Below are 15,623 nucleotides of genomic sequence, written 5' to 3' on the forward strand. Positions count from 1 at the left end.
AATTGTACAACGATACCCAATGAATTTAAGTGAAAGAATGTATTTTAGCATCAAACTTTTGTCATTTGTATTTTATCTATAACATATTAATCTACATTACGGGGTTCTTCCTAAATATAGTTGCACTATTTCATAAAAAACTTGGACTTTTTGTGACTGGACGAAAGACGGTTTTTGAAACTTTAGCAAACCAAATTGAAACTACAGACAACGTTATTTGGTTTCACACAGCTTCTTTGGGCGAATATGAACAAGGTTTGCCTGTTTTAGAAGCTTTGAAAAAGCAATATCCAACACACAAATTTGTACTGACATTTTTTTCTCCTTCTGGTTATGAAGTGAAAAAAGATAGTGGCGTTGCAGATGTAATTACCTATTTGCCATTAGATACGAAAGCGAATGCCAAGCGTTTTTTAGATTTGGTAAAACCAACATTGGTTGTGTTTGTGAAGTATGAGTTTTGGCCAAATTATTTAGCGGAGTTAAAGAAGCGTACGATTCACACCATTTCTATTTCTACTATTTTTAGGCCTTCTCAGGTGTTTTTTAAATCGTATGGTGGCTGGATGCGAAAGTCGTTGCATGCGTTTAACCATATTTTTGTACAGGATGAAGCTTCAAAAAAGTTGCTTTTATCTATTAATTATACAACTGTAACAGTTAGTGGCGACACACGTTTTGACAGGGTTTTAGAGATTTTAGAACGTGATAATTCGTTGCCGTTTGTAGCAGATTTTAAAGGAAATTCAACGTGTATTGTGATTGGAAGTAGTTGGCAAGAAGATGAAGCTATTTTTGTGCCTTTTATCAATTCGTCTCCCAATGATTGTAAATATATTATTGCGCCGCATAACATTAAACAACAAGAAATTCTGAAACTGAAACAAAGCATTACCAAATCTACTGTATTGTTTTCAGAAATGGAACAGCATGAAAATTTGAATCAGTTTGATGTGTTTATTGTAGATACAATTGGAATTTTGACTAAAATTTATAGTTATGCAGATATTGCTTATGTTGGTGGCGGCATGGGAACTACAGGATTGCACAACACGCTAGAACCTGCCGTTTTTGGAATTCCGGTTGTGATTGGCAAAACGTATGCTGGATTTAAGGAAGCTGAAGATTTGGTACAACTTGGTGGTATTATTTCTGTGAAGCATCAAGATGAGTTTGCAAATACGATGACACGTTTGCTTACAGATACAGATTTTAATGAAGAAGTTAGTAACATCAACCACAACTATGTTCATTCTCATGGAAATGCTAGTGAAATTATCATGAATTATCTATCTAAATTTTAAGATATCTTCAAAAAGTTACCTTTTATCTATAAAATTGACAATTTTACAGTGTGTTAAAAAGATGTTAAAGCATTCTTTGTTTATCCGTAAAAGAAATCTTAACATTGTTGTACAATTAACAATAAATAAGATCAGAGATGAAAAAAGTAATTTTAAAAGTAGCACTTGCAGTTGCATTGGTATTTGGTGTAACTTCATGTGAAGAAGTGAAGAAAAAGACAGACGAAGCTGCTGAAAAAACGGAAGCTGCTGCAAAAAAAGCTGGAGAAGAAATTGAAGAAGCTGCCGAAGCTACAAAAGAAGCCGTAAAAGAAACAGCAAAGGATATTGAAGAAGCAGCAAAAGATGCAAAAGATGCTACTGAAAAAGCGGTAAATGATGCTGTTGATGGAGCAAAAGAAACTGCTAAAGATGTAAAAGAAAGTGCTGAAAAAGGCGCTGAAAATGTAAAAGATGCAGCAAATAAAGCTGTGGAAGATACGAAGAAAGCTGCTAGTGACTTGAAACAAAAAGCTACAGAAAACTAAGCATAACTTAGTTATTTTATAAAAGATAAAAGCTTCTCCAATTGGAGAAGCTTTTTTTATGTTTTATACTATTTTAAGGGTTCTGTACAATAATTTCTACATGTATTATTTGTTAAATCTGTACAGTTTTCGCAAGAATATAAAGGACAAGAAAAAGTATCTGTATCTAAATTCAAACCACCACCTCTTTTGTTTTCAAGGTTAGAGATTGATTTTTTATTCAATGCTAAACTTTTGAAATTCTTTTTTTTCATAATTTACTATTTTATAATTAAACAATGACCCAAATCTATGGTGTAAATCTATCCAAAAAAAGGAATATGAGTCGCTATTTATATATTACGAGTCCGTAACATTAAGTCATGCTTATGATTTATAAATTGCAAGTGTTTGTGAAAAATTAAAACAGCAACTAATACACGATCAGTTGCTGTTTTTTTTATTATTTAGTATGTACGATATGGTAAATTTGAGCTTATTTGATAATCATTTTTCTAGTCACTTTGATTTCTCCGTTAGAAGTTAAGCTGTAGATAAACATTCCTCTTCCAATTTCATTTGAGTTGATACTTACTTGTCCTTTTTCACCAGATATATTGTAATCTCTGATAAATTTACCTGTCATATCAAAAACAGAAATTGTTGCTTCTGTACTGCTTGGCAAAGTATAGTTAATTACTGTTCTACTTGTAAAAGGATTTGGTCTGTTTTGATCCATAGAGAAACCTACATCTTCAAGACCTTCTACCGTTCCTTTCTTTTCTATAGCGTTGCCATTTTTTAGTGCTTCTAGTTCATTTTCTAATGAAGCTACTTTTTCGTTCATTTCATTTAAACTTGATGTCAAAATTGAAATTAATCCAACATAGTTTACGGCTTTGTATTCAAATGTACCAGCTTCTTTTTCATCTTTCCCAATAATTGGTCTGTTGATCGTTGTTACCAATTCAGGAAATACTTCTTCAATGTTTTGAGCGATGAATCCGTGTTGTACTTCAGAAGGTAAGTTTAAATGATCATTTTCTTTAAATGTATATGTAACTGCATCTAACTGTGCTAACTTGTCTAATACATTTTCTTCATTTTGAATATTTTCTTTTAACTTTCTATCAGAAGCTGTAAATGTTCCTGTTACGGTAACATTTCCATTAAAATATCCTGCAAAACGGTTTGTTGTTGTTGGAGAGCTTCCATAAATAGCTGCACCAAAACCAGTAGGATTACTTACAATACTTCCAATAAATCCTTGAACACCATAGGTACTTCCGTTAGAACTACCTGTTACTCTTGCACGTACTCCTGTACTTTGAAATGCATCACTTACATTTACATTGACACCTGTATCACTGTAAGCTCCTCCTTTGTGATTTACATCGACACCTGTTTTTATGTAGCCCGAAAGCAGATTGATAGCTTTCATTTCTGTAAAGTAACTACCTGTTGTAGTATTGTTTCGTACAATGAAACCTGTTTTAGTACTACTTCCTGTCAAAGTACTGTAATCGATACCAACCATTGGTTCGTTGGAAGCTAGTGGTTTTCCAAAAAATGTTCTCCCATCAAAAGTCATGGTTGCATTTAACGTAGATGATGTTGAAGTAAAACTTGTAGCAGATCGAAACTCTAAGTTACTCTTCGTAGTATCTCCAATCCATTGAATTCTCGGATTATCGTCACCTACATCTTGATATCCCATAGTTAACGCTCTATTTTTTAACTGAAAACGCAATCCGAATACTTCTTGAGTTCCCGTGTTGAGTTTACCTATAGAAAACCACTGACTCGAATTGAAGTCAAATGCTGTTCCCGCATCTAATTGTGTTACCAAACCTGGTCGGAATCTAAAAATTTCCTGTCCGCTAAATTGTTGTGGAATCGGATTGAAAATTGAAGAAAACACAGATCCTGATGATTGGTTTTGCGCAAAAGTTATTCCCGCAAAGAGTAAGGCTAATAGTAAAGTAATTTTTTTCATGGTTAAATAATTTTTGATTAGTTTGTTTAAATATATTTCTAAAACATTAAACACAATTACGGTTTAACCGTAAAAATGACTCTGTATCAGATAATTATGATTTTTTTAACATGCTGAAGTTTTTCGTAAAATGATAAAAAAGGAAGCGCTATCGTATGATTTGAAAGGATTTTTTAAAAAAAGTATTGTATTGAAAAGAGGCTTTCTAAAAAGTATAAAAAACGTCATTCTGAACTTGATTCAGTATCAATTCAGCATCTCATTACACTGATTTTCAATGGATATGAGAAACCGAATCAAGTTCGGCTTAACGAAAATTTAGCTTTTCAGGCAACCTCTTCAATTTTTATAGTACGTTTTTATTAAATAAAAATTATCGGACAATCATCTTTTTAGAAATGATTATTTCATTGTCTGAGATTAAGGTATAGATAAATATTCCTTTCCCTATATCGCTTGAATTGATCGTCAATTGCCCTTTTTCATCAGATAGATTGTATTCTTTGATAAACTTCCCTGATAAATCGACAACTGCAATTGTTGCTTTTGTATTACTAGGCAATCTGTAGTTTATAACGGACTGATTTGTAAACGGATTTGGTTTATTTTGCTCCATGGAAAAACCTGAATCGATAGTATCATCTAGATTGTCTAAATCGCCTTTATCCGTAAGTCCAACTTCCCTTCTCATGTCTTCTAACTGACTTTCTAGCGTTGCTACTTTTTCATTTAATTCTTCAATATTGGCTGTTGATTTTTCATTTAACTCTTTGATACTTGACGTTAAGATTGAAATAAGTCCTGTATAGTTTACCGCTTTGTACTCGTATATTCCAGCCGGTTTATTGTCTTTATCCATAATAGGCTTTTGAATCGTTGTTACCAATTCAGGATATACTTCTTCAAGGTTTTGTGCCAAAAATCCGTGCTGTAAGTCACTTGAAAGATGCAATTGATCATTTGATTTAAATGTGTAGGTAACCGCATTTAACTGTGCTAATTTTTCCAACACATTGCTTTCGTCTTTAATATTGTCTTTTAATTTTTCATCAGAAGATGTAAATGTTCCTGTTACAAAAACATTTCCATTAAAATAACCTGCAAATCGATTGGAGTCTGTTGCTGAAGTACCATAAATAGCGGCGCCAAAAGCAGGATTTTTCACATCAGCGGTACTTGATACGGATCCAAAAACACCATATGTTGGACCATCACTACCATTATCAGTTACAAGTGCTCTTACACCTGTATTCTGAGTTCCTCCATCTAAACGCACATTAATTCCAGTATTATCGAAGCTAGAACCCGTAGTACTTTCAATATCTAAACCTACTTTACTAAAGCCTCCAGCATTGTTTATGGATCGTATTCCTGTCATAAAAGCACCATTTTGACTCGCATCGGTTTCTAAAGTTAAACCCACACGCGAAGAAGCGCCACTGACTACTGTATAATCAATACTAACTTTTGTATCAAATGCAGATAATGGATCTCCAAAATACGTTCTTCCATCATTTGTCATCGTTGCTACGAGTGTAGAACTAGTAGATGTAAAACTGTTTGCAGCTCTAAATTCTAAAGAAGTTGTTGAAGCATTGGCATTGCCAACCCATTGAATTCTTGGGTTTATATCACTTAAATCTTGATATCCCATAGTTAATGCTTTGTTTGGCAATTGAAAACGTAAGCCATATACATTTTGACTTCCCGTGTTTAGTCTTCCGATAGAAAACCATCTACTATTTGTAAAACCAAAGCTCGTCCCTGAATCTAGTTGAGTTACTAAACCAGGTCTGAATCTAAAAATTTCTCCTGTTCCAAATTGTTGTGGTATTGGATTGTTGATGGTTGATTGTACGGGATCAAAAGATTGATTCCGAGGAACAGGCTGTGCTATAATTTGCGAAAAACAAATTGTAGTAATAAATAATGCAAAAAGTAATGTAATTTTTTTCATAAGTTGATGTATTTTTTGGTTAACATGTTTAAATGTAGACTCAAAAAACTAAACAATAGTATGGGATAACCGTAAAATTAAACCATTAATAATCAGTATTTTATAAATAAATTATTTCATTAATGACATAACAATTGCAGAAATATTGCTGATATAACTACATAAAAAAGCCGAAGTTGTTGTTTAACTTCGGCTTTCGTTTTTTATTCTTACATACATGAATAAAATTATCGAATAATCATCTTTTTAGAAATGATTACTTCATTCCCTGAGATTAATGTATAAATAAATATTCCTTTTCCAATATCGCTTGAATTGATAATCAATTGCCCTTTTTCATTAGCTAATTCATATTCTTTAACAAACTTTCCTGATAAGTCTACAACAGCAATCGACGCTTTAGTATCGCTTGGCAACCTGTAGTTGATTACAGACTGATCTGTAAAAGGATTTGGTTTGTTTTGCTCCATTAAGAAACCACCATCTATAGTACCTTCATCATCTTCTACTTTAGATTTTTCATTAGATTGTGCTTCGTATCTTAAATCTGCCAATTCACTTTTTAACAACGTCATTTCTTCGTTCATTTCTTTTAAACTAGATGTCAAAATTGAAATCATTCCAATATAGTTTACAGATTTATATTCATATATACCTAGCTCTTTATTATTTTCATCCAAAATAGGCTTCTTAATTGTAGATACTAATTCTGGAAAAACTTCTTCAACATTTTGAGCGATGAATCCGTGTTGTAAATTTGAAGGAAGATTTAATTGATCATTTGGTTTAAATGTATAATTAACAGCATCTAACTGAGTTAATTTTTCCAACATATTTTCTTCAACCTTAATATCATTTTTCAGTTTTCTATCTGAACCTGAAGAAAATGATCCTGTTACTACTACATTTCCTGCAAAATAACCTGCATATCTGTTTGTCGTTGCTGCTGAACTACCATATATACCTGCTCCAAAACCAGTAGGTGTTACACCACTAGGTCCAGTAACAGATCCTCGTACACCATTAGAGCTACCGCCACTTGCTTGACTTCGCACAGATGAACTTACTCCTGTATTATAATATCCATCTAACAAGCTAACACTAACACCAGTATTCCCGTAAGAACCACCATCACTTCTAATGCTCATTCCTGTTTTTATGGTACACGAAACATTGTTGATAGACTTGAAACCCGTAATTGTATAATAATTACTTTCACTTTTACCGTTTTCAACAGTTACACCTGTTCTGCTATTGGTAGCAACATCGCTATAATCCACGCCAACTTTTGTTTCACTAGTTGCTAATGGAGATCCAAAAAAGGTATTTCCTTCATTTGTCATTGTTGCGACTAATGTAGAATTTGTAGATGTAAAACTATTGGCTACTCTAAATTCAAAATCCGTTCCTACGGAAGAGCCTGCGCCTACCCATTGCAGTCTAGGATTTGTATCGTTAATATCTTGATATCCCATAGTTAATGCTCTATTTGGCAATTGAAAACGCAAACCGTATACATTCTGACTTCCCGTATTTAGTCTACCGATAGAAAACCATCGGCTATTGGTAAAACCAAAACTACTTCCAGAATCTAACTGTGTTACCAAACCTGGTCTGAATCTGAAAATTTCCCCTGTACCAAATTGCTGCCCTATGGGAAAATTAATTGACGAACTAACACTTCCAAAAGACTGGTTAAACCCAAGCAATATAGGTGTCGGCGAAGGTGCTGGAATAGGTGTTTGAGCAAAAGAAATTGCTGTAAAAAAAGAGATTAAAATAAACGTAATTTTTTTCATGGTTAATTGTTTTGAATTAATTTTGTTTAAAAATAATCTCAAAAAGTTAAACAAAATTACGGGATAACCGTAAAATTAAATCATTAATAATCAGTATTTTATTAGTATAATCGTTGCATTAATGACAAAAGAATCGCAGAAACATTGCAGAAATCGTAATAAAAAAATTTCAGATATGATTGCATAAAAAAAGCCAAAGTCTTATCAACTTCGGCTTTCGCTTTTTGTGCGGGTGAAAGGACTCGAACCTTCACACCGTGAGGCACTAGATCCTAAGTCTAGCGTGTCTACCAATTTCACCACACCCGCAAATGTGGGTGCAAATATAAAGAAGATTTTCAATTTTCAAAGCAACTCGCAACTATTTTTACCTCTTTTTTTAGTACATTTGAGTATCTAGATAAATTCAATATACTTCATGAATACTATAAAATCTTATGTTGAAGCGCATAAAACTCGTTTCATTGATGAACTCATCGAACTTTTAAAAATTCCCTCAATAAGTGCTGACCCAGCCTACACACAAGATGTAATCGATACCGCAGCCGCAATCAAAACAAGTTTGGAAAAAGCTGGTTGCGATCATGTTGAAATCTGTGAAACACCTGGTTATCCTATTGTATACGGTCACAAACATATTTCAGATGATTTGCCAACGGTCTTAGTATACGGACATTACGATGTGCAACCGCCAGATCCATTAGAACTCTGGGAAAGTGGTCCTTTTGAGCCAATCATCAAAAAAACAGACATTCACCCAGAAGGTGCTATTTTTGCTCGTGGTTCATGTGATGACAAAGGACAAATGTACATGCATGTAAAAGCGTTGGAATTAATGAACGAAACCAACCAATTGCCCTGCAATGTAAAATTTATGATCGAAGGCGAAGAAGAAGTTGGTTCCGAAAGTTTGGCTTGGTTTGTAGAACGCAATCAAGAAAAACTTGCCAATGACGTCATTCTAATTTCCGATACGGGCATGATTAGCAATACGCAACCTTCCATTACAACAGGTTTACGCGGATTGAGTTATGTAGAAGTTGAAGTTACAGGACCAAACCGTGATTTACACTCAGGTTTATACGGAGGCGCAGTCGCTAATCCGATCAATATATTGACAAAAATGATTGCTTCCCTACACGATGAAAACAATCATATCACCATTCCAGGTTTTTACGACAACGTAGAAGAACTATCTGCGGAAGAACGCGCTGAAATGGCAAAAGCACCATTCTCCCTTGAGGAATATAAAAATGCACTCGATATTGACGATGTATACGGAGAAAAAGGGTACACAACTAACGAACGGAATTCCATTCGTCCAACACTAGATGTCAACGGAATTTGGGGCGGATACACAGGCGAAGGCGCAAAAACCGTAATTGCGAGTAAAGCTTATGCTAAAATTTCAATGCGTTTAGTACCAAATCAAGATTGGCGAGAAATTACAGAATTATTTAAAACACACTTCGAAAGTTTGGCTCCAAAAGGCACAACCGTAAAAGTAACGCCACATCATGGCGGACAAGGATACGTAACGCCGATTGACAATATTGGCTATCAAGCAGCGAGTAAAGCCTATGAAGATACTTTTGGCGTTCCTGCTATTCCACAACGTTCTGGCGGAAGTATTCCGATTGTCTCTTTATTCGAAAAAGAACTGAAAAGTAAAACCATTTTGATGGGATTCGGACTTAACAGCGACGCAATTCACTCGCCAAATGAGCATTTCGGAATCTTCAATTATCTCAAAGGAATTGAAACCATTCCACTATTTTACAAATATTTTACTGAACTTTCTAAGTAAAAAACACATACAATCTATAAAATCCGCTTCGTGCGGATTTTTTTTTGGGCGTTTCCCAAGGGTCAGGCTATCGGCAGTCGCTCTCTTCGAGGAGCTTCAACAAAGCCTCTATCCTTAACGCGAAAGTAGAACCTACCTATTAATATTAAGTTGTAAAGATAAAAATATGTAGGAACAAGTTTAGTGCTTAATACTCACTACTCCAATCGCAACACTTATTGAAACGAACTATTTTACCTCTACATTTGTAGAATTAAATTTTATGTTCTACATTTGTAGAGTAATATTACACTACTTGGTATCTCCTGAGCTGTTTTTACGTTGATGTCGACCAAAGTAAAAACATTCATTTGTACCAATACCTAAAAGATGAACTAAAATTTTTGACTTGTGAAACTATCGAAAACTGAAGAACAATTGATGCAACATTTATGGAAGCTCCAAAAAGCATTCATGAAAGACATTTTGGAACAATATGATGAACCAAAACCAGCAACCACTACAATTGCTACGTTGCTAAAACGTATGACAGACAAAGGATATGTTTCCTATACAACGTTTGGAAAATCAAGAGAATACTATCCATTAATAAAAAAGGAAGACTATTTCTCCAATCATCTAAACGGATTGATTAAAAACTTCTTCAATGATTCAGCATCACAATTTGCTTCTTTCTTTACCAAAGAAACCAACTTGTCCGATACTGAATTAAAAGAATTGCGAAAAATTATCGATCAACAATTAAAAGACAATAACCAATGATTACTTATATCATCAAATCAGGATTGTGTATCGCACTAATTTTGCTGGTATACAAAGTACTTTTAGAACGCGAACGTATGTACAAATTCAATCGGTATTATTTACTCTTTGGCTTGTGTTTTGCACTAATTGTACCATTCATTACCATGGAAACAACGCTTGTAATTCCTGAAACGGAAAGTGCTTCAATGATCAATTTCGAGCAACCAAATCTTTCAGAAATACTTCCTGTAACACAAACAACTGCGGAAGTACCAAGCGGAATTCCTACTTGGATGATCGTATTAGCAAGTGTTTATAGCATTGGCTATTTGGTATTCTTTTTACGTTTCATGAATAATATTTATCAAATCTTTTATAAAATTACGCGAAATGCAAAAGCATTGTACAAAAAAGCATCGCTCGTTTTACTAAAAGAAACAACACTTCCACATACATTTTTACATTTCATCTTTATTGAAAAAGAAGCGTATGAACGGCAAAATATTGCTGAGGAATTGTACACACATGAACTCGCACATGTCACGCAAAAACACACATTGGATATTATTTTAATCGAATTGATTCAGATCGTATTTTGGTTCAATCCATTATTAATTTTTTACAAAAAGGCAATTCAGCTCAATCATGAATTTTTAGCGGATGATGCCGTACTAAAATCAAACATTCAAATTCCAAGCTATCAACAATTATTACTCAACAATGCTAGTTGGAATCATAACTTATACTTAGCCAGTAATTTAAATTTTTCTGTAACTAAAAAAAGACTTCAAATGATGACAAAACATACATCTAAAATTCGAGCTTGGCTTTTTGCTGCACTCACAATTCCTGTTTTTATTGGCGCACTATTTTTGTTTAGCACAAAAGTAGCGGCAAAAGAAACTACGTCAGCAACTATTGAAACGCCAACGGAAGCGGTAATTATCATCGATCAACAAGATCCAAAAGAATATTATTACCAAAATGCAACCTTTATTTTTGAAAAAGAAGATGGTTCCAAAGTCAAAAAGAAATATGCGCAATTAACGCAGGAAGAAAAAGCCTTATTGCTGCCTGTTCCAAAAACGCCAGTTGCGAAACGTCCGACAGCAAAACTATTAAACGACTGGAAAAGCAAAGAAGGATTTGCCATTTGGCTCGATGGAAAAGTGATTGAAAACAACGAAATTTCAAACTATGACATTGTTCATTATACAGGAAGTCGTGTGGCAAAAAATGCGCGAAGCAAGCGTTTTCCACAGTTGTATCAAATGCACTTATACACTGCGAAAGGTTTTGAAGCGTTGAAAGCTGAACTATCGAATCCATTATCGAAAAGCGCTATATTGTATTTCAAAAAAGGAAAGCACAACAAAAAAGTTGGTGCTAGCACCATACAACGAACGGTAAAAGAAGAACTTGCCAACGCCGACAAATTATCAATTACATATGTTGATGAAAAGAAGGAATCAAACGAAATGAAGTTTCCTGCCAAAGAAAAAAGACAAGGAAATAGAAAAGACATCGTGATTTATATTAACAAAAACGGAAGGTTTTTAGTGAATTATGAGCACATCTGTGATTTAAAAGAACTGAACAAATACATCCAAGCTGAACTTTCAAAAATTAAACACAAAAGAGCAAGAACTGGGCTCATTATTTACGATGGTTACGAAAAAGAAGCGCTTACAACACCAATTGCAAACGCAAAAAAAGCACTAAAGGAATTCAAAATTCGTCAAATTGAGACGATCAGTTCTACTGATATTCCGCCACCGCCGCCGCCACCAGCTCCAAAAGTTCCTACTATTAAAGAGGTAAAAACTGGGGAAGTTCCTAAACCGAAAAAACCAGTGGTTATTGAAGTGAAAGAAACAGCATTTCCAACTGTAACCGAAGCAAGGTCTAAAGATATTGGTAAAATGCATGAAAACATTAAAGGTCAAAACGTACAAACCATGACTATTAATGGTAAAAAGCACTACTATATCGTAAAAAATGGCGTAAAATATATCTACAATGAACAAAGTCAATTGGTTGACGAGAACGGAAACATAATTCCGCCACCACCGCCACCGCCAGTAGCACCAGATGCTAAAAAAGCTGCCGCTTGGGACGGTAAAGAAGTGCACGCAGGTTATACGGATATTAACGGGGAAACATTTTATTTTACAATTAAAGACGGGAAAAAACTACTATACAATCGTTTTGGACAACCTGTAGATAAAAACGGGAAAGTATTGCCGCCACCGCCACCAAGAAAAAAAGGAAGCGGTAAAACAGTCGCAGTTGTCAAATCGATGCCTGCGGTAACTGCTGATAATATTGTGAATCATATAAAAGTAATGAACAGACACAATGCTGTATTTTATTTTAATGAAAAACGTATTACGTATAGAGAAGCGTTGCGTATGGTTCGTAAAAATAAAAACCTCAAGGTATATTCAAGAACTGAGACTGAAAATAGTAGTGCTTTTGTAAAGTTATCAGATTCGTAATTTTTTGAGTGCTTGAAACTATAAAAAGTTCTTTTGTATAATTTGAATCCTAAAATATACAAAAGAGCTTTTTCTTTTATGTATCTTTAAAAATCAGACATCAAATTAAAACCTCAGCATGAAACCAATCCTTTTTTCACTTCTTTTAGTCCTTTGCATTTCTTGTACTGTAAAAGAACAAAAACCAGCTTCAATTAAAGTTAACGCGCCTGATATACAATTTATTGAAGTAAGAAATCCGATTGACGATTTTATCTTGTGGAATGAAAAAACAGATACTATTTATAAAAATGAACAGGATGAATTTGTATTTACGAAAACCATTGAAACTCCTGAATTTATCAATGTTATTATTGGACAAAAAAACCTGAAAGCGATTCTGTTACCTGGTCAACGTATTGAAATTATTCCACAAGATTCTGCCTATGTTTTTACCGGAAAACATAACGCTGGAATGGAGTTTTTGAATAGTGTTGAAAGACCGTATTTTACGATGACTGAATCTAACAAGTTTAAAAATGATACCTTAGTTACGCAAGTAGTAGAAAAAATCAATTTGTTGAAAAATGCAGAGTTAGAAACATTACAAAATAGTATCGACACTAAAAAAATTGATCCTAAGCTGGAAGAAATATTGAAGAAGGAGATTGACTATTTTTATGCGATGCGAACTGCTCAAATTGTAACAACGAAGCAATATTTTCAAACTACCATTCCAGATGATTTTTTAGCGCTGTTTGAAGAAACTGTTACTACGTATCCACTTGAAACCGAGTACAAACCAAGTTTTTGGAATACGTATGCAAACACTGTTTTGAAAGAGCATGCTACCTATGAAGTACTTTCGGAAGGAACGATTACGAAAGATTCTTTGCAAAATTATTACACAAATGATAAGATGCATCCGTTTCACTATAACTTAATTCGTACTTATGAAAATCAATCCGTTGCCGAAAAAGCTGCGGCAGCATATATTATCGAAGAAGCCAAACAAACTAAATTTGAAAAAAGCTTGATTTCTGTATTTGAACAGTTTCAAGAAGATTTTCCAAATAGTGTATACACTCCATATTTAAAACCTGATATTGATAAAATTCGCGAATATCATTTGAAAATTTCAGGAGAAATGCCCGCTGATGTAAAATTCTATGAAAATGAAACGGTTGCAAGTTTAACAGATTTACTAGCAGATTTAAAAGGCGAACCGTATTATATAGACCTTTGGGCAACTTGGTGCAGTCCTTGTAAGCGAGAATTTAAACACAATGACACCTTAAATGCTTTGTTGAAAGAAAAAGGATATAAAAAACTATACATTTCTTTAGACAAACCTGAAAAACGCACCAAATGGGAACAAGATATTAAGTATTTTGAATTAGATGGTTTGCACTTATTAGCGAGTCAGGAATTTTTTGTCGATTTTGAAAAAAATCACTCTTTAGTTGATGGATATGTGACCATTCCTCAATATTTGATTGTGGACAAAAAAGGAAATTTAGTGACCAATAATGCACCAAGACCAAGTGATATAGCGAAACTTCGAGCATTTTTAGAAAAATAAACACTGCTGACATAGAAAAAAGTAGTCACGAGTTTGTAACATTTCTACAAAACTTGCGTTCTTATAGTATCATCAATCAAAAGACTTTTTTATGTTAAAACAATTTTTTCTCGTTTGTTCGGGCGTAGACCTCGACTTGGTTCGCGATTGTAGCGATGGCGAACAAACCAAATATGCTGGAATTGGCGCCACGGTTTTCTTCACTGCTTTAATGGCTTTTATTGCAAGTAGTTACGCTTTATATACCGTTTTTGACAATGCGTTTGCAGCTGTAGGTTTTGGACTCGTTTGGGGATTGTTAATTTTTAATTTAGATCGTTTTATTGTTTCTACACTTCGAAAAAGAGACAACAAGTTTGATGAAATTCTCCAAGCAACTCCTCGAATTATTTTAGCGCTAATTATTGCCGTTGTCATTTCCAAACCATTGGAATTAAAGATTTTTGAGAAAGAAATCAATCAAGTGTTGTTGGAGCAAAAGAATGAATTAACACTGGTGAATAAAACACAAATTGCACAACAATTTACACCTGAAATTGAACAAATTAAAGGAGAAATTACACTACTGAAAAATGAGGTTGCTGCCAAAGAGAAAGAAGTAAAAGACTTATACGAAACATATATTTCGGAAGCAGAAGGACGAAAAGGTACCGAATTGGTTGGAAAAGGTCCTGTATACAAAGAGAAAAGAGAAAAACACGATGCTGCGTTGTTAGAATTACAAACGCTACGCGCAGAAACAAATACCAAGTTGGCTGCTAAAGATCAAGCGATTGTTGATTTGATTGAAAAACAAAAAACACAAGAAGCAACGACGCAACCTATTATTGAAGGTTTTGACGGATTAATGGCGCGTGTGAATGCTTTGGGAGAATTGCCTTGGCTTCCTTCCTTTTTTATCTTTTTATTATTTTTGGCTGTAGAAACATCGCCAATTTTCGCAAAACTATTTTCCTCTAAAGGAGAATATGACTTGAAATTGCAAGATGCGGAAGACGCAGTAAAAACTTGGGTTGCACAAAAAGTAGATCAGCGCAAAACATTATTAGATACTGATATAGCACTAAATAATAAAGTGTATGCTGATATTGCGGAAGAAGAAGAATTGTACGCACACAAACGCAAAAAAGCACGTGAATTGATGAAGTTACAAGCCGATGCTTTTTTCAATTTACAGAAAAAACAATTCTAAGTCAGCTCTTAATTGCTCATACTTTTTAGATGTCTAATCATGCGTTGCTGCGCTTTTGCTTGGGCAATTTGTAAACTAGTTGCAAATTCACTCTCAGCGATAGCTCTGTATAGTACTTTGCCATTTTTGTAGACAATCCACCAATATTTACTTTCTTGGATGTACTCTGCTTTTAGATGATAGCCGTCATCGGTAATGACTTCCTTGAATTTTTTATTTCCTTTCCATCTCATGGGTTCAGTAGGTTAATTTCTTGAGA

The 15,623-nt window shown here is 34.1% G+C and carries 12 protein-coding genes and 1 tRNA gene; 7 read left to right on the forward strand and 6 right to left on the reverse strand.

The annotated features are described in order from the left end of the window. The first annotated feature begins 65 nt into the window (after window positions 1–65). Both AA089_RS00990 and AA089_RS00995 read left to right on the forward strand, forming a co-directional pair. Entirely contained in the window at window positions 66–1,304 is a 1,239-nt protein-coding gene (locus tag AA089_RS00990) for a 3-deoxy-D-manno-octulosonic acid transferase (protein WP_046755047.1), read from the forward strand. A gap of 137 nt (window positions 1,305–1,441) precedes the next feature. Further along, on the forward strand, window positions 1,442–1,831 hold the full coding sequence (locus tag AA089_RS00995; RefSeq protein ID WP_046755048.1) for a hypothetical protein: 390 nt from the start codon (window positions 1,442–1,444) through the stop codon (window positions 1,829–1,831). Window positions 1,832–1,899: 68 nt separating this feature from the next. Here AA089_RS00995 and AA089_RS01000 read toward each other — a convergent pair whose 3' ends face one another. The 5 genes from AA089_RS01000 to AA089_RS01020 all read right to left on the reverse strand — a co-directional run bounded on the left by AA089_RS01000 (window position 1,900) and on the right by AA089_RS01020 (window position 7,871). Next, on the reverse strand, window positions 1,900–2,085 hold the full coding sequence (locus AA089_RS01000) for a hypothetical protein (RefSeq protein WP_046755049.1): 186 nt from the start codon (window positions 2,083–2,085) through the stop codon (window positions 1,900–1,902). 221 nt (window positions 2,086–2,306) lie between these two features. Further along, on the reverse strand, window positions 2,307–3,806 hold the full coding sequence (locus tag AA089_RS01005) for a tail fiber domain-containing protein (RefSeq protein WP_046755050.1): 1,500 nt from the start codon (window positions 3,804–3,806) through the stop codon (window positions 2,307–2,309). A 373-nt stretch (window positions 3,807–4,179) separates the two neighbouring features. Beyond that, the gene (locus AA089_RS01010; protein ID WP_046755051.1) at window positions 4,180–5,763 is read right to left on the reverse strand and encodes a tail fiber domain-containing protein; all 1,584 of its coding nucleotides are present in this window, start codon (window positions 5,761–5,763) and stop codon (window positions 4,180–4,182) included. Window positions 5,764–5,990: 227 nt separating this feature from the next. Beyond that, complete coding sequence (locus AA089_RS01015) at window positions 5,991–7,562, reverse strand: tail fiber domain-containing protein (RefSeq protein WP_046755052.1); 1,572 nt, start codon at window positions 7,560–7,562, stop codon at window positions 5,991–5,993. Window positions 7,563–7,789: 227 nt separating this feature from the next. Next, window positions 7,790–7,871: transfer RNA gene (locus AA089_RS01020), tRNA-Leu, on the reverse strand. A gap of 109 nt (window positions 7,872–7,980) precedes the next feature. On the opposite strand from AA089_RS01020, the gene AA089_RS01025 reads away from it, so the two are divergent. The 5 genes from AA089_RS01025 to AA089_RS01045 all read left to right on the forward strand — a co-directional run bounded on the left by AA089_RS01025 (window position 7,981) and on the right by AA089_RS01045 (window position 15,364). Then, window positions 7,981–9,369: a dipeptidase gene (locus AA089_RS01025; protein WP_046755053.1), complete on the forward strand. Its 1,389-nt coding sequence runs from the start codon at window positions 7,981–7,983 to the stop codon at window positions 9,367–9,369. Window positions 9,370–9,759: 390 nt separating this feature from the next. Then, a complete protein-coding gene (locus AA089_RS01030) occupies window positions 9,760–10,131 on the forward strand; it encodes a BlaI/MecI/CopY family transcriptional regulator (protein ID WP_046755054.1) in 372 nt (123 codons plus the stop codon). Continuing rightward, window positions 10,128–12,611, forward strand: a complete 2,484-nt coding sequence (locus tag AA089_RS23405) for a M56 family metallopeptidase (RefSeq protein WP_053002149.1) — start codon at window positions 10,128–10,130, stop codon at window positions 12,609–12,611. Before AA089_RS01030 ends, AA089_RS23405 begins: the two co-directional genes overlap by 4 nt. Before the next feature lie 118 nt (window positions 12,612–12,729). Beyond that, complete coding sequence (locus tag AA089_RS01040) at window positions 12,730–14,172, forward strand: TlpA family protein disulfide reductase (RefSeq protein ID WP_046755055.1); 1,443 nt, start codon at window positions 12,730–12,732, stop codon at window positions 14,170–14,172. A 91-nt stretch (window positions 14,173–14,263) separates the two neighbouring features. Further along, window positions 14,264–15,364, forward strand: a complete 1,101-nt coding sequence (locus tag AA089_RS01045; RefSeq protein ID WP_046755056.1) for a DUF4407 domain-containing protein — start codon at window positions 14,264–14,266, stop codon at window positions 15,362–15,364. An 8-nt stretch (window positions 15,365–15,372) separates the two neighbouring features. Here AA089_RS01045 and AA089_RS01050 read toward each other — a convergent pair whose 3' ends face one another. Beyond that, window positions 15,373–15,597 (reverse strand): hypothetical protein, encoded by a 225-nt coding sequence (locus AA089_RS01050; RefSeq protein ID WP_046755057.1) that lies wholly within the window; start codon window positions 15,595–15,597, stop codon window positions 15,373–15,375. Window positions 15,598–15,623 lie beyond the last annotated feature (26 nt).

Origin of the sequence: Kordia jejudonensis (assembly GCF_001005315.1) — a bacterium.
Lineage (GTDB): Bacteria > Bacteroidota > Bacteroidia > Flavobacteriales > Flavobacteriaceae > Kordia > Kordia jejudonensis.

Excerpts from the sequence above, each read along its gene's own strand:
- AA089_RS00995 (WP_046755048.1), top strand. The coding sequence starts at position 1,442 with ATGAAAAAAGTAATTTTAAAAGTAGCACTTGCAGTTGCATTGGTATTT.
- AA089_RS01000 (WP_046755049.1), bottom strand. The coding sequence starts at position 2,085 with ATGAAAAAAAAGAATTTCAAAAGTTTAGCATTGAATAAAAAATCAATC.
- AA089_RS01005 (WP_046755050.1), bottom strand. The coding sequence starts at position 3,806 with ATGAAAAAAATTACTTTACTATTAGCCTTACTCTTTGCGGGAATAACT.
- AA089_RS01010 (WP_046755051.1), bottom strand. The coding sequence starts at position 5,763 with ATGAAAAAAATTACATTACTTTTTGCATTATTTATTACTACAATTTGT.
- AA089_RS01015 (WP_046755052.1), bottom strand. The coding sequence starts at position 7,562 with ATGAAAAAAATTACGTTTATTTTAATCTCTTTTTTTACAGCAATTTCT.
- AA089_RS01025 (WP_046755053.1), top strand. The coding sequence starts at position 7,981 with ATGAATACTATAAAATCTTATGTTGAAGCGCATAAAACTCGTTTCATT.
- AA089_RS23405 (WP_053002149.1), top strand. The coding sequence starts at position 10,128 with ATGATTACTTATATCATCAAATCAGGATTGTGTATCGCACTAATTTTG.
- AA089_RS01040 (WP_046755055.1), top strand. The coding sequence starts at position 12,730 with ATGAAACCAATCCTTTTTTCACTTCTTTTAGTCCTTTGCATTTCTTGT.
- AA089_RS01045 (WP_046755056.1), top strand. The coding sequence starts at position 14,264 with ATGTTAAAACAATTTTTTCTCGTTTGTTCGGGCGTAGACCTCGACTTG.
- AA089_RS01050 (WP_046755057.1), bottom strand. The coding sequence starts at position 15,597 with ATGAGATGGAAAGGAAATAAAAAATTCAAGGAAGTCATTACCGATGAC.